Genomic DNA, 22,318 nt, shown 5'->3' with positions numbered 1-22,318 from the left:
GCTATCCGCGCAGCGTCTCGGCCGCATCGACATCGATCGTCTTGAAGTTCTGATAAATCGCCAGCACCACGGCCAGTCCGATCACCGCCTCTGCCGCCGCCAGCATGATTACGAAAATCGCAAAAATCTGGCCGTCGTATTTGCCGCCGCCGTAATACGCGAACGCAAGGTAGTTGATGTTGGCGGAGTTGAGTATCAGCTCGACGCCCATCAGGATTCCAATCGCGTTTCGGCGCGTCAGAACCGTTACCAGCCCGAGCGAAAATATTATCAGGCTCAGAACCAGGAAATCGTTCAGCGTTATTCCCCCGCCCATCCCGGTCCTCCCGCTCCCCTATTCCCTGACTTCGTGACTCGAAATGACAATCGCGCCGATCAGCGCCGCCAACAGCACCAGCGACGCGACCTCGAACGGCAGCACGTAATCGCCCAAGAACGCGTTTCCGATCGCGTAGGTTGTCGGCGCGGGAGTGAATGCAGCCGCCTGATGCCACTGCGTTCGCATCACCGCATACAGCATCACAATCGCCGCGACTCCTGCTACTACAATCGCGGGTCCGGTTCCCACCGTGCGATTCGATACCTTCACGTCGGCGATTCCCGCCGTCAGCATCACCGCGAAGATAGTCAGTACCAGTATTCCGCCGACGTAAACGAGTAGCTGCACCATCGCGACGAAATCCGCCGCGAGCAGAATGTAGATACCCACTACGCCCATTAATGCGCCCAGCAGCGCAAAGGTCGAATAAACTATGTTGCGCGAGAACGCCACCAGCGCGGCCGACCCCACCGTCAACGCAGCCAGCGCATAGAATATTACCTGTGCGAGCATCGATTCGCCCTTCCCCGCGTTGCAGACCCGCGCGTGCGCTACGCCGGCTCTTCTCCGGCCGGCTTCTCACCTCCAGGTTGCGCCCATTGATCGAGGTAGGCCATGCCGCGACTCAGGATTGGCGCGATTCTCGGATCCGTCTCCGGCCCCTTCTTGGCCTTGTACGCTATCACCGGATCCTTGACGAAGCGGCGAATCAGGCTCTCCAGCGAATAGTCAGCGCCCTCGAACTCCGTCGTATGATGTATCGATCCGGTTGGACACGCCTCGCTGCACAGGCCGCAGTACATGCACTTGGCGATGTCTATATCGAACTGCGACAGCAGCAGCTGGCGCGTTTGCTGATCCTTGTCGGCGACGATGACGATGCAATCGATCGGACAGGCGCGCTCGCACGCCAGGCATCCCGTGCAGATTTCGAGATCGACTTCCAGAATCCCGCGATAACGGAACGGCAGCGTGTCCTGCACGCGCACCGGCATCCGATCCGGATATTGCACCGTGTACGGCTTGCGCATGAAATGCGACGCCGTGACCGCCATGCCCTCGAAGATCGTCGAGACCGTGTCCTTTATATTATGTGCGTATTCCGAAACCGCGCTCATCAATAGCCTCTATATAGTCGGATTCAAGTAAACTTCCATCTGCGAACGCCTGAGATAGTATATAACCCGCTGAATGAATATTGCCCCGAGCGCGATCGCCCCGGCGAACATGATATAGCCCATCGCCACGTTGCCGTCGGGCCATATAGCTACCCACACCGCGGTGCCGATCATATTCACAAACGATATCGGCACGAAGTACTTCCAGCATGCTGTCATCAGCTGATCGATTCGGACCCGCGGCAGCGTCGCGCGTATCCACATCGAAAGGAACACCAGGAATAGTACTTTGACGCTGAACGTAATCAGTTCCAGCACGTTCATTGCAACTACATTGTTCGTCACGTGCGGAAATTGCCATCCGCCAAGGAACAACGTCGTGATTATCGCGCCGATGATAAACAGGTTTCCCCATTCCGCCATGGAGAAACACGCGTAGCGCCAGCCGCTATACTCAGTCGCAAAACCTGCCACCAGTTCGGATTCGGCTTCGGGCAAATCGAACGGCGTGCGGTTAGCCTCGGCGAGCGACGACATATAGAGGATGTTGGCCGCCACGAACGTGAATGGATTGGCGAACAGGAACCAATGCTGCGGCGCCCAGCCCTGCCCGCGGATGATTCCCTGCATCGACAGCGTGCCCGTCATCAGCACGACCGGGAAGATCGAAAGCCCCGCCGGTATTTCGTAACTGACTATTTGCGCCGCCGAGCGGACTCCGCCGATCAGCGACCACTTGTTGTTCGACGCCCATCCCGCCATCAGCACGCCCACCACCGTAAGCGCCGTCACCGCCGTCATGTAAAGGATGCCCACGTTCAGGTCGGCCAGTATCAGCGACGACGAGAACGGCATCACCGCCCACGGCAGGGTGAACGCCAGCATCACCAGGAACGGCGCCAGCTTGAACAGGCGCGCGTCGGCTTCGTCGGGGACGATGTCTTCCTTGCAGACGATTTTCACTCCGTCCGCCAGCCACTGCAGAAAGCCCTGCGGACCGACGCGGTTTGGACCCACCCGCGACTGGATTCGCGCCCACACCCGCCGCTCGACCCAGGTAACGATTCCCGCAAACGGAAGCGCGATGGCCAGGAACACGACAAGGCTCATCACGAACACCACGATCGCGGCGACCAGGTCCCTCGGCGGGTTCTTGCCGAACGCGCCCGACGCAATCAGATTTTGAATCAGCGTCTGCATCAATGCCTAGCGATCGATCTCCGGCGCAATCACGTCCAGGCTCGCGATCAGCGTGACCAGGTCCGCGATCATCAATCCCGCGCTCAGCTTCTGGATGATACCCATCGCCGCGAACGATCCCGTGCGCACGTGAACCCGCCACGGATACCCGGTGCCATCGCTGACCAGGTACCAGCCCATGTCGCCGCGTCCGCTCTCGACGCGAATCTGGCATTCGCCGGCCGGCGGCTTGAAATTGCGCACCACTTTCGCCAGCACCGCGCCCGGCGGGATCTTCTCCAGCGCCTGGCGCAGAATTTTCGACGACTCCGCCATCTCGCGAATCCGCACCACGTATCGATCCATCGAGTCGCCGAGCTTGCCCCACTGGCCGTTGCCGACCGGCACCTCGAACTCGAACTCGGGATACACCGAATATGGAATATCCTTGCGGATGTCCCACTTGATCCCGCACGCGCGCAGATTCGGCCCGACCAGGTTGTAGTTGATCGCGTCCGCCGGCGTTATCACTCCGACGTTCGCCAGCCGCTCGATGTAGATTTTGTTCCACGAGATGAGCGCGTTGTATTCCTCGAGGATCGGGTCGAAATGATCCAGGTACTTAAGCGCCTTCTCGCGCCATCCGGGCGGCAGATCCCACGCCACGCCGCCGATTCGCATGTAGTTGAACGTCAGCCGCGCGCCGCACAGCTCCTCGATCAAATCGTTGATCATCTCGCGCTCGCGGATCACGTGCGCGAACGGCGTCATCGCGCCGATATCCATCGCCATCGCGCCCACCGACAGCAGATGCGACGCGATTCGGTTGAACTCCGCCGCGATCACCCGGCAGTACTCGCCGCGCTTGGGCACTTCGATTCCCGCCAGCTTCTCGCACACCATGCCCCAGCCCTGGTTGGTGAACATCGCGCACACGTAATCGACGCGATCGGTGTACGGCATGAAGCCGCGGTAGCCGACCTTTTCGGCAATCTTTTCGATCGACCGGTGCAGGTAGCCGACGTCCGGAATCGCCTCGCGCATCACCTCGCCGTCGGCGCGCACCACGAAGCGCAGCACCCCGTGCGTCGACGGATGCTGCGGGCCCATGTTGAGCGTCATTTCTTCGGTGCGCAGCGTGCTCATTTCTTTTTCGTGTCGAGCCGGACTATCGGGCTCTCCCTGACCGTTGAGATTCCGTGGTATTCGGGCGGCTCGACGAAATCCTTGCGCAGCGGGTGACCGATCCAGTCCTCCGGCATCAGGATTCGCCGCATGTCGCTATGCCCTTCGAAGTTGACGCCCAGCAGGTCGAATATTTCGCGCTCCATCCAGTTGGCCGACTTCCACACGCCCTCGAGCGTCGCCACGCTCGGGTTGTCGCGCGGCAGCTTCACCTTCAGCACCGCGCCGTGGCGATGCTGGTACGAGAACAGGTGATAGACCACCTCGACGCGGTCCTTGTAATCGACGCCGCTCTCGTTGGACAGGCAGTCCATCGCGAGCTCGGGGTCCTCATTCATGAAACGGCCGACCTCGACGATCGCGTTGGGGTCAATCACCGCGAATGGATCCGGCTTTTTCTCGGATATTTCCAGCACCCGATCGCCGAACCGATTCTTGACCCGCTCGAGTATTTGGAGCGCCTCCATTTGCTCAGGCTGCTGCGACCTGCTTGCCGTTGGGCGAGCGCACCAGCCAGCGCTCGGTCATGATTTTCTCTTGCAGCTTGAGCAGGCCTTCGGTCAGCGCCTCGGGACGCGGCGGGCAGCCCGGAACGTACACATCGACCGGCAGGATTTTGTCCACCCCGTCGCAAACCGAGTAGGCCAGTTGGAACAGTCCGCCGCAGCTCGCGCACGAACCCATCGCGATGGCGTATTTCGGGTCAGGCATCTGATCGTAAAGCAGCCGCGTCCTCAGCGCCATTTTCAGCGTCAGCGTTCCCGCTACGATCATCAGATCCGACTGACGCGCCGAAGCGCGCGGCACCGCGCCGAAACGATCGAGGTCCGCGCGCGGGCCGCCCGTATGCATCAGCTCGATCGCGCAACAGGCCAGGCCGAACAGCATGTACCAGATGCTCGATTTGCGCATCCAGTTCAGCAGTTCATCCGTCTTGGTGGTCAGAACGTAATCCGGGAGCGTATTCAGCAGGGGCATAAGATAAACCTCAATCTTCGACCGGGACCTTCTTGATCCATTCCAGGTCGTGCTTGACCCACACATAAACCAGGCCGACGAACAGGATCAGCAGAAAAATTAACATTTCACTGAGCGCGTAAAGGCGGCGGCCCGAACGCACCCACTCCAGGTAAACTGCGGCAATCGGATAAACGAACGCGATCTCGACCTCGAACACCACGAAAATCAGCGCGATCAGGTAGAAGCGGACGTTGAAATTGATCCACGCGCGGCCGGTCGGCGGCTCGCCGCATTCGTAAGGAGTCAGCTTTCGATCGTACGGATTTTGCGGCGCCAGCAGCTTCTGCAGACCGAGCATCAACGCCACGAAGCCGATCGCGATGATCGAAAGGGCCAGCGGCACGCCGAAATTGAGATACATTTTATGTTACCGAGTCCTCATTAATTGGACTGGGCTAAGCTGTCAAGAAGCACCGCTTTACCAGCGGTCGATTTCGCTTAAGTAATTCTTAATTTAAACCGGCGCGCTGCCAACCAACGGCAACGGCTATTTGCGCTCCTTCAGCACCGTCTTCAATGCCGGCGCGTCGAGCCACGCGCCGTGCCCTGCGGGGCACACGTGCATTGGTACTCCGGCCTCGGTTTTCGCCACCAAAAACTGCTTGCAATGCGGACAGGCCGTCCTGCTTAAGCGCTCGCGCATCTTCTCGAGCAGGTCGGCATCGCGCTCTCGCGCCCACTGATCTTCGCGCGCCGCCTCGACATCGTGCAGCTTGCTGCCCAGCCGATCCTTGTTATCACCCGTCATAGTCCCGCCTCTTCGTCGCGCGCCGTCAGGTCATCTCCTTGATCAGCTTGCCGCTGCGTGCTTTCTCGACCGTAGCCTCGAATTTCGATCCGAGATCGACGCCCATCTCCTTGGCCCGCTTCTTCGCCCACAGTCCAACGTTGCGCGAGTCGCGATAGAACGAATCGTCGCGCGGCTTCGACGCGTCGAAACTCGCAATCCGCGACGACTCGCTCTCGACCACCGCGAACGACGACATCACGCGTCGCAGCCGCGCCGACCCGCACTCGGGACAGCCGCGACGCTCGCGGCGGCGCGACGAACCCATTATCACGTGCGAGCTGACGAGCCCGCATCGCGAGCATTCGTACTCGAAAATAGGCATCCGATTTAAAGAATATGCTCCCCGTGAACGGCTCGCAAATGAGCCTGCTGGCGCGGCTTTTGCCGCCGTCAGGTGGGACTTTTGTTTTCGTGAGCGCCGGGCTTGGGCCGCGATAAGGGCCGCCAACTTTCGCGCACGTCGAGCACCGGTCCCGCCAACGGGTTGCCGACCAGCAGGATAAGTCCAACTGCGCCGACCACCAGCCCGCATCCGAGCCACCAAAGAGAGCGGTACTCGACGCCGAGCGCGAGCATCGCGAGCGCCCACAGCGGAATTATGAGCGAGACGACGAAGCGCATCAGCGCACTCATCGCATGTTCAGCATGTTCAACCCGATCAGCCATCGATTCTCTATTTAGCCGCTCCGCCTGAGCCTTTCAAACCCCCGTTCGCGCCGCTTGGCGAGATTTCATACAGCGCCGGCGGCCCGCCGCCACCGATGAGATTGGACTTCGCGATGAGCTTGAGCCGCGTCCGATACTCGGGCGTCATCGCGTCCAGCTCGCGCGGAGTCGCGATCAGATAAACCACCTTGCCGGCAGCAGCACTCGCGCATCGAGGATTGGCAAGATCGGGCACCGCGGCGCCGTAGTAGTACGACAGCTCGTAGTTGATACCCGACGGAATGCACAACTGATCGCCTTTGACGTGATCCACGATGATCGGAACGAAACTCTTCACACTGCGCGTAGCGGCGAGGAGGGGTCGCAGCCCCACAGTCGCGAACAGGCTCAAGGAAAGCGCGGTGACGCCAAACGCGGCGCCGCTTACAATCGCGCTTCGCCGGATTATCGCGAATATCGCGATGCCAATCGCGACCAACCATCCCGCTGCACATGCGAGGAACCCTCGCCCAAACGTTCCGACGTTGGCAAGAATGATCGAATAGTAAGCCGCGTCGCTCGATTGAAGATTTATGTGGGGGGCGTTGCGGCGGAGGAACAGGCCTAAGAGACCCAACCAAATTGGACTCAGCACGAATAGTGCGACGATCACGTCGCGCAACTTCGCCGCGGCGCCGCGTACGTCCAGCGTGAACACCGACGCGCACAGAATCGCGATTCCCGGGAGCGCGGGCAGGATGTAGTCGTCGCGCTTGACGCTTGCAATCGAGAAAAATAGCAACACCGCGAGCGACATGCTGACCTGGTAGAGCACCGCGCGCCGCTTCCCCGCCGAAATCTCGCCCGTAAAGAAGGCGAGCGCGGCCGGTAGAATCAGCAGGGTCATCGGAAAAGCGCCGCCCAACAGGCGCGCGGCGATGAAATAGAAGGGTCGAGAACTCTCGCCCGTCCCGCCGAGCGTGGCCGGCATGAAATGTCCAAAATTCTCCGCGACGATGATCCTGAGGATTTTATCTCCGCCGACGATCGCGGCCGGCACGTACCAGACCGCGCCCAATCCAACCGCAATCGCGACGACCTGCCACGGCCATCGTTGACGCAGCAGCACGATCGGGTTGCGCCGCTCGATCAGCAGATAGACCGAGGCGGCGAGCGCACACAGTACGATTGCAACCGGACCCTTGGCCAGCACTGCCAGCCCGAGGATCAAGCCTGCCTGTATCGGCCGGCGCGGCGCGGCTCGCGCTTGCGGCTGCGAGTTGTCAACTAAAGTTGCGAGCGTGCAATACGCTGCAAACAAAAGAAACGTGAGCAGCATGTCGGTCAGCGCTTCGGTCGCGCGCGACGCGAACCCGTAGGCGCCGAGCGTGAACAGAAACGCAAGCCATCCTTCGGATGCGCCGACGTTGGCGGCCGTCCAGGCGAGCACCGCGGTCGCAAGCGCGGTGCCTGCCACCACGGACACGGCGCGCGCGCGAACCTCGTCGACGGTGGCGCCGGTCGCCTTGGCGACTAGCGCCGAGAGCCAGTAGAAGAGCGGGGGTTTGCGATCGGTGTAGCCGTACGCGTCGTCCGGTATCAGCCAGTGTCCGTCGCGCACGATGCTTTGAATCCACTGGGCCGATTGCGGCTCCGCGTCCTTCTGAAACGGCGCACTGATTCCCTGTACGAGAACGATGAAGGCGAACAGCGAGGCAATCGCAAGTGTTGCGGGTTGCATGACCGCGGCGCGACCGGCAGCCGCCGTCGTATCGGGACGCTCGATAGTCACGGACGGCGGCCCGTCGCGATCGGCTTGAGCCACAGATGGCGCAGTCCGCCCGCGCGATCGTATCTCGCCACCTGCATCGAGGCGGCGTTGTGCCCGTAGCCGATTCTGCCGCGGCGGTCGACGAGTATTACTCCGGCTTCCGCGCCCGTCGCGTCGATCATTTCGAGGATCGCCTCGCGCGCGACGGGGCGCGGCGAGCCGTCCGCGAGCGCCAACACCGCCTCGCGGCACAGCGCGGTCAGAATGATCGCCTCGCCCTGCCCGGTGGCAGAGGCGGCTCCGAACCCGTGGGCGAAAGTGCCGGCGCCGATCAGCGCGGAATCGCCGACGCGTCCAAAGAGTTTGCCGGGCACGCCGCCGGTTGAGGTCGCAGCCGCGATGCCGCCGTGCACATCGACGGCGGCCGCGCCTACCGTGCCGTGTCCCATCGCGGCGCGCGCGGCGCGCTCGGCCTCGAGCATCTCGCTCTGCTGCTTTCGCGCGCGCCATCGTTCGCGTGCGCGCTCGGTAACCATTTCCTCGGGCCGCACGAGCCGGATGCCGGCCTTGCGGGCGAAGCTTTCCGCGCCGGCGCCCGCCATCAGGATGTGCGGCGAATGTTCCATCACGGCGCGCGCGAGCACTATTGGGTTTCGCACGCGGCTGACCGCGGCAACCGCGCCGGCTGAGACACTGTAGTCGGATCCGTTGGAATGGTCGGTATGGCCTGAGCGCTTGCCTCGTGAAGCAGGTCTGAGCGCGGCCGGGAGAGCGACAGGCTCGGCGAACATCACGGATGCATCCATTTCGACGTTGCCCTGGGAGTTGAGCAACGAGCCGTAGCCGGCATTGAAGAGCGGATGATCCTCCAGCGCCGCGACGGTCGCGACCACGGCCTCGAGCGCGCTGCCGCTGGCCCGAAGAATTCTTGCGCCCAGGCGCATCGCAGCCATCATCGCGCGGCGTCGCTCAGCGCGCTCCGCACCAGGACCGGCGGAACCGGCGCCGCCGTGCGCGACGAGTGCGGGACGATTGCGCGCGCGAGCCATCTTAAGGTCCAGGGCGGCGGCCCCAGATAAACAGCCGCTTGAAGTCGAACGTCATCGGCCCGGAAGTGCCGTAAGCCGAGTTGAGCCGCGCCGTCAACTGGGCAAGAAATTCGTCGTGACGATCTTTCGGGAGCGCGTCGAGAAAAGGCCGCAGGCCGGTCGAGCGGTACCATTGAACGACGTCGGCGGGCCGCTCCATCGGATGATGAAACGTCAGGTGATAGCAGTCGATGCGATCGTAGCCGAGCCGCGCCAGCATCGCGGCGTAAAACTTCGGCGGCTCTTCGTCAAACGCACGTTCGCGCCCGCCCAGCATCCCGCTCCATGGCGCCTCGCGCGCGAGCCGCCCGATTTCCATCTTCGCGGTCTCGGTCTCGTTGGCGGGCATCTGGACCACGATCCTTCCGCCGGGGCGCAGCGCGTCGAAGCACGCTGCGAACAGCGCCAACTTGTCGGGAATCCAATGAAAAGTGGCGTTCGAGAAGATCAGCGTGTATGCACGGTCGGCGCGAAACTCAGGCACGTTGAGCAACTCGAACGAGACGCGCGCTTTGAGCTCAGCGGGCTCGCCGTCAAGCAGCTTTGAAGCCGCCTCGATCATCGCGGGTGAGCCGTCGACGCCGCGCGCCGATCCATGCGGGCTGCGTCGCGCCAGTTCGATCGTGTTCTCGCCGGAGCCGCAGCCGAGGTCGATGATTTGTTCGTCGTCGCTGAATTGAAGGTGCGACAGGATATGCTCGACCGGTTCCGCGCGGTAGCGGCGAAAGCGGTTGTAGAGTTCCGGATCCCAATCGGACATGAGCGTCGCCTTGCTGTGAGGCAGCATAAGTGGCGGATGAAACGCTCACAAGCGCGCTTGCGGAGGCGTGTGCGATCGTGCACAAGCATAGCCGATGAGCGAACCTTCCCAATCTCCGCCGGCGGCGCCCAAGCACAGGCCGCGGCGCATCTTTGGCATCGGCGCAATCCTGCTGGGCATCCCGATCATTCTCTGGATGGGGGCAGCCCTCTTCGTCGCGCGATCGTTGATGTACCCGGACTTTCTTCGGCGCGGCGCGCAGGACGTTTTCGGACAACACGTTCCCTCGTTCAAGCGGGGCTCGCTGACAGACATCGGGGCCGCGCTCGGCGTCGAGCCGGAGCGATTGGATTGCGGCGTGGTCGAAGAGGATGGTATCCGCCACCGCAAGGTCAGCGTGGTCGGATGGTATTTCCCGGGCAAACGCCGCGAAGTAGTGGTGATCCTGCCGGCGGCGGGAGCACCGGAAGTCGCCATGATTCCTTACGCCAGGTTTCTGCTGGGCGCCGGCTACACCGTGGTCGCAACCTACAGCGCCAACAATCCGAGCTACGGAATCAACTGGGGGATGCTGAAGCGCAAATTCGCGCTGGCGACCGCGCGCACGCTTGGCGACGACGGCTTCGATAAAATCGCCGCGCTCGGAATATCCGAGGGCGCCGCCGGCGCGATCATGGCGCAGGCCGAGCAGCCGGTCTTCACCGCAATTGTCGCCGACAGTTCCTACGCGAACCTCGCGCAACTGTTCATGCGCAGCCCGTCGCTGTCACGGCTCAATCCCGCGTTCACCGGCACGGTAATGTGGGAAGCGCAGCTATGGTTCGGGCGCTCGCTGTACAAAATCTCGCCGGTCACCGACGCGGGCAACCTGGGCACTTGCTCATTGCTCATCATCCAGAATCGCGACGACAAGATCACGCCGGTCGCGGACGGCAAAGCGCTGCTCGACGCGGCCGGCTTCAACGCGCAGATGTGGACGGTGCCGTCGGGCGGCCACGGCGATGCGATCTACGAGGACCCCAACGGGTACGCCGCGCGAGTTATTAAATTCCTCGACGCGAGTTTTGACATTGAACGGCCCGCCGCCAAGCCGCAGAGTCATTGACGGCGGGTAAGCCTAACCCCTTCCTGAAGGGGAACAAACTCGGAAAAAAACGCCGCTACATTCGCGGCTGGCTCAGATCGACCAGCAGCGTGGACTTGAGCCGCTCGAACAGTTCGTCAACGTTCCACGGGCCGTTGTTATACAGAATCTTGTCGGGAACGATGTGCCGATAGCGTATGATGCGAAAGCCCGACGCGCCAAAGCATTGCCCGGTGACGTTCGCGGCGTCGTCGCTGGCGAGAAAAACCACGATCGGCGCGACGTTGGCGGGATCGCGCGGGGTGCCCTCGACCTGTTCGGACTGCGGGATTCCGGTTGCGCCGGGCATCCTGCCCGCGGGAATCGTGTCGGTCATGCGCGTCGCCGCTCCCGGCATGATCGCATTTACCGTGATTCCATACTTGTGCAGCGAGTTCGCGCTCGAGTACGTCAGGCCCAGGATTCCCGCCTTGGCGGCGGCGTAGTTGGGTTGGCCGGGACTGCCAAGCGCAGAGTTGGAAGAGAAGTTGATAATCCTGCCGTACTTGTGCTCGCGCATATACGCCGACGCGGGACGGATCGTGCAGTAGTGCCCCTTGAGGTGCACGCGGATCACGTCGTCCCATTCCTGTTCGGACATGTTGAAGATCATGCGGTCGCGCAGGATGCCGGCGACGTTAACCAGGATATCGAGCTTGCCGAATTCCTTGATCGCCTGGTTGATGAGGCCCTCGCCGCCTTCGACGGTGGCGATATCCATGTGATTGGAAACGGCGTTGCCGCCCGCGGCCTTGATTTCCTTGACCACGCCGTCGGCGGGCGATTGAGTTTCCTTCTGGCCCGCGACCGTGACGCCAAGATCGTTGACTACCAGTGCGCATCCCTGCGCGGCGAATGCCCTCGCGATGCCGCGGCCGATGCCGCGACCGCCGCCGGTGATGGCGGCTACCTTTCCGTCGAGCTTGCCCATCGTTCAATATCTCCCTTGCGGCATAATGCCGGAATCCAAACGCGCCCAGCGTTTTGGTTCGTATAGGGCGCTTATAGCGCAAAACCCGGCGAACGGAACAGATGCGCCATCGCTTGCGCCACGACCGTCGCCTTTGCGCTCACTTGGACTCGCTGTAGGGATTGGAGAAGACGAATTCCCTGACCTCTCCCGAGGTCGTGAGACGGCCTATCTTGCCGTTGGGCTCGGTGAACCACAGGCTGCCGTCAGGACCGGCCGTGATGAAAGTGGCCATCGACTTTTCAGGCGTGGGGAACGATGTGAAATCTCCCTTCGGCGTCACGCGATAGATCAGTTGCGCACGAATCACCGTGACCCAGAGATTTTTGTCGGCGCCCGCCGCGATTCCAAGCGGCACACCGGGATTGGGCAATGCGAACTCCGAGATGTAGCCATCAGGCGTGATTCTGCCAATTTTGTTGGCCCGCGGTTCGGTAAACCAGACGTTACCGTCGGCGCCGAGTGTCATCATCGCAGGGCGGCTGTCGGGAGTCAGGATTTGGAATTCCTTCACCGAGCCCGAGACGGTGACGCGCGCGATGCGATTGACCTTATCCTCGGCGAACCACAGGTTGCCGTCGCTGCCGGCGACTATTTCGGCGGGACCGGCGCCCTTGGGCAGCTCGATCTCGGTCAGAGTGCCGGTGGTGCTGAGCCGCCCGATGCGATCGCCCGAGTGCTCGGTGAACCAGAGATTGCCGTCAGGGCCCGAGGTGATTCCCGCCGGTCCGCTGCTCGAGTGGGGCAATTTGACGTACGCGATTTTTCCATCGGGGCCCGCCCGGCCGATGCGGTTGCCGGCCGTATCGGTGAACCAGACTGCGCCGTCGGGGCCCGCGGTGATCCGTTCGGCGAATCCGTCGGGATCGATCTGAAAGCGTTTGGTGGCACCGTACGGGGTCATCCGTCCGATGCCGTCGCCCTGGTACTCGGTGAACCACAGATTGCCGTCGAGGCCCGCCGTGATTGCAAACGGCGCATGCGTGCCCAGCGGAGCTCCGGTGGGCGTTGGTTTCGCGCTCGGAACGGCTGCGGCTGCGGGCGCGGGCTTTGAGGGCGAGGGCTGTCGCGCGGCGCATCCCTGCACGATCGCGATTGCGGCGGCAAAAATGGCGAATTTCAGCGCGCGGCTGATCGAGGGTTGATTCAATTGACGATCCGATTGGCTCTCAGCTCGAAAACCCCGCCGGCGCCAAATCCAAATCCGCCGAGAATTTCGTCGCTGTGCACCACGCTTAAATCGCGTATGCGGATTCCTTCCAATGGTGCGTCGGGGTCCGCCCGTCACTTGGAATAGAGCAAACGAAATCCGTGCTGTTTAGACTGACGCACGCGGTTACTAGTAACTCGTACACGTGGTGCTGTTGCGGTAGCTCGTGCAGCGAGTGGTGACCGTGTTGGCGCGTGCGTCAGCGGCGGCTGCGGCGCCCGCCAGGACGACGAGTGCGGCGACCAGCAAAGTTCCTCCGACAACTTTCCCGATGGTTCGAGCGGTATCGCCCTTGTGCTCATAGGCTTGCGCTTGTTGCAAGTCGGGGAAGAATTGAGAACCCCCTCCGTGATTCTTGGCAAGATAACCAAGCGTGCGGGTCCCCTCCACGTCGCGGACCATGATGAGCATCGGATCGTCGGTCTGGAGCAATTGATAAGCACCGTCGGGGAACACCTTACTTTCCGAGATCTGCAGATGCACGTCGGAGCACTTCTCATTCAGGCAGATTGCATCGATTTTCCCGCCGTTTGCTTTGTGGAAAATCGTCTCGTGCGGAGTAGCCTTATTTGGGTAGATGTCCTCGACATCGCCGGTGGGGAGCACGACTTCGTCGTGCTCCGACTCACCATTAACCATCGGAATGTAAACCGCTACGGGTTTAACCGCTTGCGCACACGAAGTCACCAGGAAACACACCGCCAATGCGCTAGCCAGATGTTTCATTGTCCTCCAGGATCGCCTGGCCCACAGATGACAGGTTGACGCGAAACCGTCCATAGCAGACAGCGCGGGCACTAGGCAAGAAGAGCTAGTCAGTTGAACAAAAAAGAAGAGCCGGATCCCATCGATGCCTCCGGGAAAATTGCTCCCCGAGTATTGCCGATCAGATTTCGCGGCCAAGTGTTGCTTATAGTTCAAGCCGCGGGCGCGCCACAACTTGAGCGCCGGTCGCGATCGATGCGGCTGACGGAGTATCGGAGAATCTAGCTGCTGAAGCGTCCGCTGCGGATGGCGATCTCGCGCAGCCTGGCGACGCGCGATTGTATCGCGCGGCTGCGGCGCATTCGTTCCAGCGTCAGCGGGATTCGATAGGTCCAGTTCGAATCGCTGATCGTTCCGGGCCGATTGATTCGCGCACTCCAGCCAAACAAATCCTGGATCGGAATTATCACGAGCCGCGACGGCGCCGCGTACAGCGCGGCCAGAATCGCATCGTGCGCCGCTTCCCCGAGCATTCGGCGCGGATTCACCTGGCTCTCGAGACCAAGTGCGCGCACGAATTTCTCACGCTCGGCAACCGGCTGCGCGCGCCACCACACAGTCAGAGGTTCGGTGTCATGCGTACCCGTAGTCGCGACCGAAAGTTCGGGATAGGCCGCGGGGCTGAGAAATGGTTCGTCGGCTTGGCCCCAGTTGCGTTCCCACTGCATCACTTTGTAGCCGGGTATGCCCAGGCGCGTGAGCGATTCGCGCACCCACGGCGGCACAGTGCCCAAGTCTTCAGCGATCAGTTCCCTCGCGCCAACTTCTTGTTTGATCGCGTGGATCACCTCTTCGCCCTGGAGCCGCTGATCCGCTTCGTCCGCCGGTGTGAAAGTTCCCGCCGCGTCCGGGTCCGAACCGAAATTGAAAGTTCGATAAAGCCCAACGACGTGATCGATTCGAATCAAATCGTAAAGCGAACTGGCGTGACGCGCACGCGCGCGCAGCAGCTTGAATCCATGCGCGCGCATTTGAATCCAGTTGGGGATCGGCAGGCCCCATCGCTGTCCCTTGGGATTGAAATCGTCGGGCGGCGCGCCGACGGTGCGCGACAGATCGAACTCGTCCTGGTCCGCCCACACCTCGGCGCTGTCGCGGCATGGCGAGAACGCGAGGTCTCCGCCGATCAGTGCGCCGTGCGACGATGCGTAGGCGCGCATCTGCGACCATTGCCGGTGCGCGATGAACTGCCAATAACCGTACATCTCGATCGGCTCGGCCAGTTCGCGGCGCGCGGCTGCGAGGGCGGCGGGATCGCGCTGCGCAATTTGCGCCGGCCACGTTTCCCAACTGGTCCAGTTGAAGCGCTCCTTGAGCGCGCGAAACAACGCGTAGTCGCGCAGCCAGTACGAGTTGGCCTCGATGAACGCATCGAGTTGCGCACCTTCGCAGCCGCCGCCGCGCGCTCGAGTCGCCCGGTAGGCGCGCTCGAGCAGTGCAAATTTTTCCCGCCGTATGATCGAACGTGGCACAAAGCGCGCCTTCCCCACCACCGCGCGCGCGCGCCTCAGCACGACCCGCCCGACGCCGGTCAGCCTGCTAACCGAGATGTACATTGGATCGATCGCCATCACGCTCATCGCGCTGTATGGGCTGAGATCGTCGGGGCCGGTCTCGTCCAACGGCAGCAGTTGGATTACCCGATGACCCATCGACAGCGCGAAATCCATCATCGGCGCGAGATCCAGTATTTCCCCGCGCCCGAGACTGTCGCGCGTGCGGATCGAGAACAGTGGAATCAGAATTCCCGCGGACCGCGTCAGCATCGTGGGATCATCCAGCCGGCCCGCTCAATCCTCGGAGTTCAAATCACATAGCCGCCGTTGGGGCTGAGCACCTGGCCGACCATGAACTTCGAATCCTCGCAAGCGAGGAAAAGCGCCGCGGCCGCGACGTCGCTTGGCTCGCCGAAGCGCCCCATCGGCGTCATCGCTTCCAGCTGCTTGCGGAACTCGCCCTCGATGAACGCGGTCATCGGCGTGTCGATGAATCCCGGCGCGATGCAATTGACAAGAATCCCCATCGTGACCACTTCGCGCGCCACCGACTTGGTGAACGCGATGATCCCGCCCTTCGCCGCGCAGTAGTCCGACGCGAAGGCCAGCCCCGTGGTACCGGCGACCGATCCCATATTGATGATGCGTCCCGACTGTTTCGGGATCATCACCTTGAGCGCCTCGCGGGTGCAGAAAAACGTCGAGTCGAGATGTGTCGCGAGCATCTTGCGCCAATCCTCGTCGGTCTTCTGGTAAGTCGGAATCACCTCGCTCGATTCGCGAGTGCGTCCGATGCCCGCGTTGTTGATCAGGATGTCGATCGTGCCGAACGCGGCGATGAAGTCGGCGAACATCTTCCGCACCGCCGTGCTGCTCGACACGTCCGCGACGAACGGCCGCGCCTTGCCGCCCGCGCGCTCGATTTCAGTCACGACGTTTTGCGCCGATTCGGGCCTGATGTCGTTGACGCCGATTTTCGCGCCCTCGCGCGCGAACGTCAGCCCCATCTCGCGCCCGAGGCCCGAGCCTCCGCCGGTGATCAGTACAACTTTGTCCTTGAGCTTCACCGCGCCCCCCTACTTCTTGCCTTCCTTGAGTTGTCGCTTCCAATCGAGTCGCCGCGCCTGGGCGCCGGCCGCTTCCGCTTCCGGCACCATGCCCTTTTTCTGATAGAACATGCTGAGGTTGGTGTACGCCAGGATGTCTTCCGGTTCCTGCGCGATATATTTTTTTGTCAGCTCGATCGCTGCGTCGAGATCTCCCTTGGCCTGGTAGCACATCGTCATTCCGTGGAGCGCATCGGTGTATTTCGGATCGATTTCAAGCGCTTGTTTGTACAACTCGATCGCTTCGTCGAACTTATCGTCGGCGTATGCGTCGACCGCCTGGTCGTAGAGTTCTTCTTTGTCGAGCATATCGGACCTCCGCTGAATGCGCGCGCCGCACGTTGCGAGACCGCGGATTTCGCGCACACCCACCCTCTTATATACTAGACTCTGCGCTATGGAGAATTCGCCCGCACCGACCGAAGCAGACGTTTACGAAGTGCTGCGCGAGTGCTACGACCCGGAGATTCCGGTCAATCTCGTGGATCTGGGACTCATCTACGGCGTCGCGATCAACAACCGCGTCGTCAATGTTACGATGACGCTCACCGCGCCCGGCTGCCAAATGGGCATGATGATCACGCAGGAGATCCAGGACAAGTTGCTCGGCATTCCCGGCTGCGACGACGCATGCGTCGAGATCGTGTGGGATCCGCCATGGACGCCGCACATGATAAGCGACGCGGCGAAAAAACAACTCAACCTCGACGACTAGCGCAGGCGCCGCTCAATCCGGATCGATCAGCACGCCCGGGTTGAGAATCCCGCGCGGATCGAGCGCGCGTTTCGCCGCCTTCAGCGCGCGCGCGAATCCGTCCGGACGCTGGCGGTCGTACCACGGCCGATGATACCGGCCGACCGAGTGATGATGCGTGATCGTGCCACCGAGCGCTATCAGCTTGTCCGAGACCGCCGCCTTTATTTCGTCCCACTGCTCGATCTCGGAGCCGCGTTTGCCCGGCGCCAGAACCGTGTAGTACGGCGCCGGCCCGTCGGGATAACCGTGCGTAAATCGGCACGTGACCGAGCCCTTGCCGCATACTCGGGCTATCGTATCGCGCGCGCACTCCATCACCTGGCGATGAAATTCCGGGAATCGCTCCCACGTGATTGCGGTCTCGAACGTGTCACTCACCATTCCCATCGCGGCCAGTGTGTCCATCAGGTAGGGCGCGCTCAGAAACGCGTTGCGCCACGCCCCCGCCGATCCTTCGTGCGTCGCGTCGGCGTCGGTGCGGGTCTTCGCGGCGTCCGCCGGGATTTTCCCGCCGTGATCCGCGCAGCACTCCAGCGCACGCTTCATCCATGCTTCCAGTGGATGGTCTGCCGACTCGAATGCGAGCACCAGCACGGCCTCATCGCCGCTGCCCGCGCCTGAATTGAAGGCCTCGCCTTCGTCGAGAACCCGGCAATTCGCGGGATACAGCCCAGCCTGCGAAATCTGGCGCACCGCCTCTGCCGCCTCGATCATGCTTGGAAACGGAACCGACGCACCCGCGCGAAACGTCGGCCGATCCTGAAGTCGCATCCAGGCCTCGGTGATAATGCCGAGAATTCCTTCGGAGCCGATGAACATCCGGTCCGGGCTGGGACCTGCGCCCGAGCCGGGCAAGCGGCGCGATTCGACGATTCCAGTTGGAGTCACGACGCGTAGCGATTCGACGAAGTCATCGATATGCGTGTATAGCGTCGCGAAATGCCCGCCCGACCGCGTCGCGATCCATCCGCCGAGCGTCGAGAATTCGAATGACTGCGGAAAATGACGAATCGTAAGGCCATGCGGCTTCAACTGCGCGTCGAGCGCGGGACCATACACCCCGGCCTGAATTCGTGCGGCGCGCGAGACCCGGTCAACTTCCACGACTTTGTCCAAATGTGTCAAATCGATCGAGACCGCGCCGCGATGGCGGTCGCCCTCGGGTGGTTCGACTCCGCCGACGACGCTCGAGCCGCCACCGTATGGCACCGCTGCAATCTGCGCGCCGTCGCACCATTCGAGCACCGCAGTCAGTTCTTTCTCATCGCGCGGAAACGCGACCACGTCGATCGGATTCGGATAGTAGCGGCGGAACGCCCGCCTGAGATCGCGCGATCCCTTGCCGTAGGTGTGGCCGGCGCGATCGTGGGTGCTGGTCGAGCAAATCGCCTCGAGCGCCGCCGGTGGTTTCACGCGCGGCGCGCGCAGATTCAGCTCGCTTTCCTTTGGCGCCGGCGTGAGCTCGAGTGGCCCGAGCCCAAATCGCTGGGCGATTCGCTCGGCCAAATGCTTTTGCTGCTCGGGAGTCAGCCCCTGGTCCTCGTAGCCCCATCCCCAGAACTTTCGCCTGCGATTCTCGGCCATCGGATTGCTCCTCGCGATACGCCAGGGTTTTTACGCGTCAAGTTTGCTGACTACCGCGATTTTGCGCCCGCACCGCCCGCGAGGGCAAACAACAAAACACCGCGCGAGAGCAAACCTTCATCGCCGCTTGCGCGTTCGCCGCCGGCGTCGTATCAGTCGGATCACCCGTTGAGGGCAATTTCCTGAATGCAACTGACTTGGGACATCCGCAGAATACCTGGGGACTGAAATTAAAACGCTCAAAACAGAGCTTGCGCTTGTAGGGAACCGAGATGGCTGAGCGAGGGCTGTTCGTCGACCTCCTGTATGCGGTGACTGTTGGGGCTACGCTGCCCCGCATCAACGATACAGTCCTTCACCTGGACTCGCCCGTGCTTTGGGGAGTTGCCTTTCTCATCGCAGTATTCCTCGAAGATTTCTATTTGTATCACGTAAAGGTCGTACCTCACCTTTCGGGTCCACATAGCTGGCGTGGGTTTTCGCTCTCGGTGCTCATTATAGGGACTTGGTACCTAACCCAAGCCGCGTTCCCGAGTAATGTGAATCTTTTTCTGGTGGGTTTCGCGGCGTTCTTTTCCCTTAGGATTATCTCAGCCGTTCAAAACCGGCCACTACCGTCTCGGCAGGACGCGATCTTCACAGTTCCGATCGTGGCTGCGGTCGCACTTCTGGCGCTTGCCGGATGCCCTCTTCTCTCAGGCCACCCAGGCCGCCTCTTATTTTTTCTGTTCCCGATCTGGCTTTTGACAATCTTAGTCTGGTGGTTTATCGATGCGCGACCGACGACCCTCGCCTCAAACTCAATCAGGACACCCGCGCCCCGCACTTAGGACACTCTGGTGCCTTTTAGGATGGTGTGCCAATCAGCGCGAGTTGACGGTCAAGGGCATCCACTTCATTGAGGAAGATTCGCCGCACGAGATCGGACGGGCGCTCGCCGGTTGTTACAAATTGAACTTACGAATTGATCCGCGCGGCACCCCGAAAATTCTGGAGAAGGTGAGATGAGGTCATCGACCCGGCTAGAGGTCTTCCGGCCTCAGCCCGGTTTTCTTCGCGATTGTGCTAACATCCGTGGACCAATCTCCTCGCTGTCGTGAAAGGCGAAGACGTAATCGGGGAATCCAGAACGCTCAAGTGTGCGATGAGAGCCGCGAGTGCGCTTGACGCTCCAGCCGATTCGCAGCAATCCGCCCACGACTCGACTTGCCTTTGTGGCCGACCACTCGCTCACGTTATCCTCTACGCTTTCCCTACGCTCAAAGGGATCGCCCATTTAAGAGAGTTAGCCCATTATGAGGGCAAAGATCAAGTTAATACGAGGTGATTCGGAATATTAATCCAGAGCATTCGAGAAGCCGCGCATGTCCTTGAAACGAAGAGATCTCATCGGCCGAAGACTCTCACTGAGAATTGTTCCAATGTTGCTGAAACTGAATTGTCTGCGGATGCGAAGAGGACGGCGACGCCTAACGGCGGGGAGTCATCGGAGCGCCATCATGGATAGCGGCTTTCTGGCCGAGCCGTCCGACGGATGGTCTTCGTATGTGGTGGGTAAGCGCGACAGCGCACGACGCAGACAGTTCGCCGAGCCTCTATCGGCCCGCACTGCACCAAGCAATCTTAACTTCGCCCGTACTCAGATTGAAAAAGCACATCAGGCAGGGCAGTAAGCTCCCCATTTTCGATCCTGTCGGCAATAACGCGGAGCGCCAGCGCCTCAACAGCCGCGAGCGCCGCTGCACGGGTCTTGCCGTATGCAAGCACGCCCGGCAACTCGGGGACCTCGGCGATCCAGCGACCATCCGTTTCCCGATCGAACTCCACTCTCAACTTCATAGCAGTCTTCGACTGTAGCACTATTCGTCGGCTACCTCACCGGCCGCCGCCCGTCGCGGCGGTGTCGCCCGCGGCCGGTTCCGGAGCATCCGGATGCGACGGCTTCGGCATGTGAATGTAAAGTTTGTCGGCTGCCGGACGCCCGTCGCTATGCATCGACGGCGGGCGCATCGCGTACTTCACTTCCCGCGAATGCTCGGCGAGCTGCCGGTCGGGATTGTACACGCTGTTGAACTTCCACAGCATCTTGATGAAGTTGGTCTGTCCCTTGAGCGCGAGCTTGCCCACGATGGCCGCCATCGACTTGAGCGCCGCGAAGCCAAGGTGCTTGCGGTTGAGCACGTCCTGCGTCTTTACCAGTTCCTGGTAGAACTGAAGCAGCGGCAGCTTGGTCGGCAGCACCGCATGCTGGATGTCGTAGAGCCGGTAGTCCAGCGTCGTCAGCTTGCGCGATTCCGTGAACCACAACTCCGTGCCGGGATACGGCGTCGCGACCGTCAGATGAACGACCTCCGGGACGCTGATCGCCCATTCGCGGATCACCTCGAAGCGCTTCTCGTCCCATGACGGGTCCGCGATCAGGTTGATCGCGACGATCAGGCCGAGCTCGCGCGCGACCTCGAGCGCCTTGAAGTTGACGCCCATCGACGAGCGCTTGCGATGCAGCTTCAGTCCCTCCTCGTCGATCGCTTCCAGGCCGAGGAACATGTACTCCATGCCGAGCTTGCGCCAGTAGCGGAACACTTCCGGATTGCGGCACAGCACGTCGGCGCGGGTCTCGAGGTAGTACTGCTTTTTGATCTTGCGCTTTTCGATTTCGTGACCGATCGCAAACCCGTGCTCGGGATGGACGAACGCGACGTCATCGACGATGAAGACGTTGGGCTCCTTGATCGACAACATGTCTTCGGCGGCGGCTTCCGGCGTCGATTTGCGGTAACTGCGGCCGTAGAACGTCCACGCGCTGCAGAACGAACAATCCCACGGGCAGCCGCGCGTGAACTCGATCGACGCGCACGGGTCGAGCACGCCGATAAAGTACTTGTTGCGCCGGCGCCCCAGGTCGCGCGCCGGAAAAAACTTGTCGAGATCGTCGAGCATGACCGGCGTCGGTCCCGCCCCTTGCATCGTCATGACGCCGGGAACTTTCGCGATCGAGCCGGTGCCGATCGCGTCGAGCAGCATCGGCGTCGCGGTCTCGCCCTCGCCGCGGATGACCGCGTCGATTGCGCCATCGGCATGCTCCAGGATTTCGTCCGCGACGAACGAACCGCTGTGCCCGCCGGTGAAAACGAAACAATCCTTCATCAGCCGCTTCACGTCTTTGGCGAGATCGATCACCTCGGGCACGTTGGCGAGATAATTGAGCGAGAAACCCACCGCATTTGGCCGGAAGCTTTCGAGTTCGGCAAACAGATCGCGATGCTTGAAAATTTGCAGGTCGATAATCCTCACGTCGTGGCCGGCCGCGCGCGCTGCCGCCGCCACCCGCTCCATCCCCAGCGGTTCGAGCCGCAAATAAATCTCGCTGTACATAAGCGGACTCGGATGTACGAACAGAACCCGCATAGACTCCCTCCGGCGCCGCATCTT

The 22,318-nt window shown here is 61.6% G+C and carries 25 protein-coding genes and 1 pseudogene; 2 read left to right on the top strand and 24 right to left on the bottom strand.

Translation table 11 applies throughout. The features are described 5' to 3' along the window. Position 1: 1 nt before the first annotated feature. From nuoK to ABR989_RS02235, 14 genes are all read right to left on the bottom strand, one after another. Complete coding sequence (nuoK, locus tag ABR989_RS02300; RefSeq protein ID WP_428125474.1) at positions 2-316, bottom strand: NADH-quinone oxidoreductase subunit NuoK; 315 nt, start codon at positions 314-316, stop codon at positions 2-4. A gap of 18 nt (positions 317-334) precedes the next feature. Next, positions 335-832, bottom strand: coding sequence for an NADH-quinone oxidoreductase subunit J family protein (locus ABR989_RS02295; RefSeq protein WP_428125473.1), 498 nt, complete (start codon positions 830-832; stop codon positions 335-337). Positions 833-870: 38 nt separating this feature from the next. Next, positions 871-1,437, bottom strand: a complete 567-nt coding sequence (locus ABR989_RS02290) for a 4Fe-4S binding protein (RefSeq protein WP_428125471.1) — start codon at positions 1,435-1,437, stop codon at positions 871-873. A gap of 9 nt (positions 1,438-1,446) precedes the next feature. After that, a complete protein-coding gene (gene nuoH, locus ABR989_RS02285) occupies positions 1,447-2,637 on the bottom strand; it encodes an NADH-quinone oxidoreductase subunit NuoH (RefSeq protein ID WP_428125469.1) in 1,191 nt (396 codons plus the stop codon). Positions 2,638-2,643: 6 nt separating this feature from the next. After that, entirely contained in the window at positions 2,644-3,762 is a 1,119-nt protein-coding gene (locus ABR989_RS02280; RefSeq protein WP_428125468.1) for an NADH-quinone oxidoreductase subunit D, read from the bottom strand. Then, the gene (locus ABR989_RS02275) at positions 3,759-4,268 is read right to left on the bottom strand and encodes an NADH-quinone oxidoreductase subunit C (RefSeq protein WP_428125466.1); all 510 of its coding nucleotides are present in this window, start codon (positions 4,266-4,268) and stop codon (positions 3,759-3,761) included. Before ABR989_RS02275 ends, ABR989_RS02280 begins: the two co-directional genes overlap by 4 nt. A gap of 4 nt (positions 4,269-4,272) precedes the next feature. Then, the gene (locus ABR989_RS02270) at positions 4,273-4,779 is read right to left on the bottom strand and encodes an NADH-quinone oxidoreductase subunit B (protein ID WP_428125464.1); all 507 of its coding nucleotides are present in this window, start codon (positions 4,777-4,779) and stop codon (positions 4,273-4,275) included. Positions 4,780-4,789: 10 nt separating this feature from the next. Next, the gene (locus ABR989_RS02265; RefSeq protein WP_428125462.1) at positions 4,790-5,182 is read right to left on the bottom strand and encodes an NADH-quinone oxidoreductase subunit A; all 393 of its coding nucleotides are present in this window, start codon (positions 5,180-5,182) and stop codon (positions 4,790-4,792) included. Positions 5,183-5,308: 126 nt separating this feature from the next. Beyond that, positions 5,309-5,569: a TFIIB-type zinc ribbon-containing protein gene (locus ABR989_RS02260; RefSeq protein WP_428125461.1), complete on the bottom strand. Its 261-nt coding sequence runs from the start codon at positions 5,567-5,569 to the stop codon at positions 5,309-5,311. A gap of 25 nt (positions 5,570-5,594) precedes the next feature. Beyond that, positions 5,595-5,933 carry an FmdB family zinc ribbon protein gene (locus tag ABR989_RS02255; protein ID WP_428125459.1) on the bottom strand — a complete coding sequence of 113 codons (339 nt, stop codon included), beginning with the start codon at positions 5,931-5,933 and terminating at the stop codon, positions 5,595-5,597. Between the two features lie 68 nt (positions 5,934-6,001). Further along, positions 6,002-6,277: a hypothetical protein gene (locus ABR989_RS02250; RefSeq protein ID WP_428125458.1), complete on the bottom strand. Its 276-nt coding sequence runs from the start codon at positions 6,275-6,277 to the stop codon at positions 6,002-6,004. 7 nt (positions 6,278-6,284) lie between these two features. Further along, positions 6,285-8,081 (bottom strand): ArnT family glycosyltransferase, encoded by a 1,797-nt coding sequence (locus ABR989_RS02245; RefSeq protein WP_428125457.1) that lies wholly within the window; start codon positions 8,079-8,081, stop codon positions 6,285-6,287. Continuing rightward, positions 8,045-9,076 carry an isoaspartyl peptidase/L-asparaginase family protein gene (locus ABR989_RS02240; RefSeq protein WP_428125456.1) on the bottom strand — a complete coding sequence of 344 codons (1,032 nt, stop codon included), beginning with the start codon at positions 9,074-9,076 and terminating at the stop codon, positions 8,045-8,047. The genes ABR989_RS02245 and ABR989_RS02240 overlap by 37 nt, the downstream gene beginning before the upstream one ends. Before the next feature lies 1 nt (position 9,077). Beyond that, entirely contained in the window at positions 9,078-9,902 is an 825-nt protein-coding gene (locus ABR989_RS02235) for a methyltransferase domain-containing protein (RefSeq protein WP_428125455.1), read from the bottom strand. A gap of 67 nt (positions 9,903-9,969) precedes the next feature. On the opposite strand from ABR989_RS02235, the gene ABR989_RS02230 reads away from it, so the two are divergent. After that, on the top strand, positions 9,970-10,980 hold the full coding sequence (locus ABR989_RS02230; RefSeq protein WP_428125454.1) for an alpha/beta hydrolase: 1,011 nt from the start codon (positions 9,970-9,972) through the stop codon (positions 10,978-10,980). Positions 10,981-11,035: 55 nt separating this feature from the next. Here ABR989_RS02230 and ABR989_RS02225 read toward each other — a convergent pair whose 3' ends face one another. The 6 genes from ABR989_RS02225 to ABR989_RS02200 all read right to left on the bottom strand — a co-directional run bounded on the left by ABR989_RS02225 (position 11,036) and on the right by ABR989_RS02200 (position 16,854). Beyond that, complete coding sequence (locus tag ABR989_RS02225) at positions 11,036-11,929, bottom strand: SDR family NAD(P)-dependent oxidoreductase (RefSeq protein WP_428125452.1); 894 nt, start codon at positions 11,927-11,929, stop codon at positions 11,036-11,038. Positions 11,930-12,068: 139 nt separating this feature from the next. After that, positions 12,069-13,118 (bottom strand): Vgb family protein, encoded by a 1,050-nt coding sequence (locus ABR989_RS02220; protein WP_428125451.1) that lies wholly within the window; start codon positions 13,116-13,118, stop codon positions 12,069-12,071. Between the two features lie 189 nt (positions 13,119-13,307). Next, positions 13,308-13,904: a hypothetical protein gene (locus ABR989_RS02215; RefSeq protein ID WP_428125450.1), complete on the bottom strand. Its 597-nt coding sequence runs from the start codon at positions 13,902-13,904 to the stop codon at positions 13,308-13,310. 260 nt (positions 13,905-14,164) lie between these two features. Then, positions 14,165-15,709 carry a 4-alpha-glucanotransferase gene (gene malQ, locus ABR989_RS02210; protein ID WP_428125448.1) on the bottom strand — a complete coding sequence of 515 codons (1,545 nt, stop codon included), beginning with the start codon at positions 15,707-15,709 and terminating at the stop codon, positions 14,165-14,167. 38 nt (positions 15,710-15,747) lie between these two features. Continuing rightward, the gene (locus ABR989_RS02205; protein ID WP_428125447.1) at positions 15,748-16,506 is read right to left on the bottom strand and encodes an SDR family NAD(P)-dependent oxidoreductase; all 759 of its coding nucleotides are present in this window, start codon (positions 16,504-16,506) and stop codon (positions 15,748-15,750) included. A gap of 9 nt (positions 16,507-16,515) precedes the next feature. Further along, the gene (locus ABR989_RS02200; RefSeq protein WP_428125446.1) at positions 16,516-16,854 is read right to left on the bottom strand and encodes a tetratricopeptide repeat protein; all 339 of its coding nucleotides are present in this window, start codon (positions 16,852-16,854) and stop codon (positions 16,516-16,518) included. Between the two features lie 88 nt (positions 16,855-16,942). On the opposite strand from ABR989_RS02200, the gene ABR989_RS02195 reads away from it, so the two are divergent. Further along, entirely contained in the window at positions 16,943-17,260 is a 318-nt protein-coding gene (locus tag ABR989_RS02195; protein ID WP_428125444.1) for a metal-sulfur cluster assembly factor, read from the top strand. Between the two features lie 12 nt (positions 17,261-17,272). Here the strand turns inward: ABR989_RS02195 and ABR989_RS02190 are convergent, their stop codons facing one another. From ABR989_RS02190 to hpnR, 4 genes and pseudogenes are all read right to left on the bottom strand, one after another. Further along, positions 17,273-18,886 carry an FAD-binding oxidoreductase gene (locus tag ABR989_RS02190; protein WP_428125443.1) on the bottom strand — a complete coding sequence of 538 codons (1,614 nt, stop codon included), beginning with the start codon at positions 18,884-18,886 and terminating at the stop codon, positions 17,273-17,275. A 1,022-nt stretch (positions 18,887-19,908) separates the two neighbouring features. Beyond that, positions 19,909-20,120 (bottom strand): annotated as a pseudogene (locus ABR989_RS02185) (type II toxin-antitoxin system HicA family toxin). Positions 20,121-20,509: 389 nt separating this feature from the next. Next, entirely contained in the window at positions 20,510-20,725 is a 216-nt protein-coding gene (locus ABR989_RS02180; RefSeq protein WP_428125442.1) for a type II toxin-antitoxin system HicB family antitoxin, read from the bottom strand. 36 nt (positions 20,726-20,761) lie between these two features. Continuing rightward, positions 20,762-22,294, bottom strand: a complete 1,533-nt coding sequence (gene hpnR, locus ABR989_RS02175; RefSeq protein WP_428125441.1) for a hopanoid C-3 methylase HpnR — start codon at positions 22,292-22,294, stop codon at positions 20,762-20,764. Between the last annotated feature and the right edge of the window lie 24 nt (positions 22,295-22,318).

The organism is Binatus soli (SeqCode) (genome assembly GCF_050015535.1).
Lineage (GTDB): Bacteria > Desulfobacterota > Binatia > Binatales > Binataceae > Binatus > Binatus soli.
Note: the sequence above shows the minus strand (reverse complement) of the source record. Positions and strands in the feature narration are given on the sequence as shown.

Coding starts and splice junctions, on each gene's coding strand:
- ABR989_RS02240 (WP_428125456.1), bottom strand. CDS start 9,076: ATGGCTCGCGCGCGCAATCGTCCCGCACTCGTCGCGCACGGCGGCGCC.
- ABR989_RS02215 (WP_428125450.1), bottom strand. CDS start 13,904: ATGAAACATCTGGCTAGCGCATTGGCGGTGTGTTTCCTGGTGACTTCG.
- ABR989_RS02225 (WP_428125452.1), bottom strand. CDS start 11,929: ATGGGCAAGCTCGACGGAAAGGTAGCCGCCATCACCGGCGGCGGTCGC.
- ABR989_RS02180 (WP_428125442.1), bottom strand. CDS start 20,725: ATGAAGTTGAGAGTGGAGTTCGATCGGGAAACGGATGGTCGCTGGATC.
- ABR989_RS02290 (WP_428125471.1), bottom strand. CDS start 1,437: ATGAGCGCGGTTTCGGAATACGCACATAATATAAAGGACACGGTCTCG.
- ABR989_RS02230 (WP_428125454.1), top strand. CDS start 9,970: ATGAGCGAACCTTCCCAATCTCCGCCGGCGGCGCCCAAGCACAGGCCG.
- ABR989_RS02255 (WP_428125459.1), bottom strand. CDS start 5,933: ATGCCTATTTTCGAGTACGAATGCTCGCGATGCGGGCTCGTCAGCTCG.
- ABR989_RS02270 (WP_428125464.1), bottom strand. CDS start 4,779: ATGCCCCTGCTGAATACGCTCCCGGATTACGTTCTGACCACCAAGACG.
- ABR989_RS02235 (WP_428125455.1), bottom strand. CDS start 9,902: ATGCTGCCTCACAGCAAGGCGACGCTCATGTCCGATTGGGATCCGGAA.
- nuoH (WP_428125469.1), bottom strand. CDS start 2,637: ATGCAGACGCTGATTCAAAATCTGATTGCGTCGGGCGCGTTCGGCAAG.
- hpnR (WP_428125441.1), bottom strand. CDS start 22,294: ATGCGGGTTCTGTTCGTACATCCGAGTCCGCTTATGTACAGCGAGATT.
- malQ (WP_428125448.1), bottom strand. CDS start 15,709: ATGCTGACGCGGTCCGCGGGAATTCTGATTCCACTGTTCTCGATCCGC.
- ABR989_RS02195 (WP_428125444.1), top strand. CDS start 16,943: ATGGAGAATTCGCCCGCACCGACCGAAGCAGACGTTTACGAAGTGCTG.
- ABR989_RS02295 (WP_428125473.1), bottom strand. CDS start 832: ATGCTCGCACAGGTAATATTCTATGCGCTGGCTGCGTTGACGGTGGGG.
- ABR989_RS02265 (WP_428125462.1), bottom strand. CDS start 5,182: ATGTATCTCAATTTCGGCGTGCCGCTGGCCCTTTCGATCATCGCGATC.
- nuoK (WP_428125474.1), bottom strand. CDS start 316: ATGGGCGGGGGAATAACGCTGAACGATTTCCTGGTTCTGAGCCTGATA.
- ABR989_RS02190 (WP_428125443.1), bottom strand. CDS start 18,886: ATGGCCGAGAATCGCAGGCGAAAGTTCTGGGGATGGGGCTACGAGGAC.
- ABR989_RS02200 (WP_428125446.1), bottom strand. CDS start 16,854: ATGCTCGACAAAGAAGAACTCTACGACCAGGCGGTCGACGCATACGCC.
- ABR989_RS02280 (WP_428125468.1), bottom strand. CDS start 3,762: ATGAGCACGCTGCGCACCGAAGAAATGACGCTCAACATGGGCCCGCAG.
- ABR989_RS02260 (WP_428125461.1), bottom strand. CDS start 5,569: ATGACGGGTGATAACAAGGATCGGCTGGGCAGCAAGCTGCACGATGTC.
- ABR989_RS02275 (WP_428125466.1), bottom strand. CDS start 4,268: ATGGAGGCGCTCCAAATACTCGAGCGGGTCAAGAATCGGTTCGGCGAT.
- ABR989_RS02250 (WP_428125458.1), bottom strand. CDS start 6,277: ATGGCTGATCGGGTTGAACATGCTGAACATGCGATGAGTGCGCTGATG.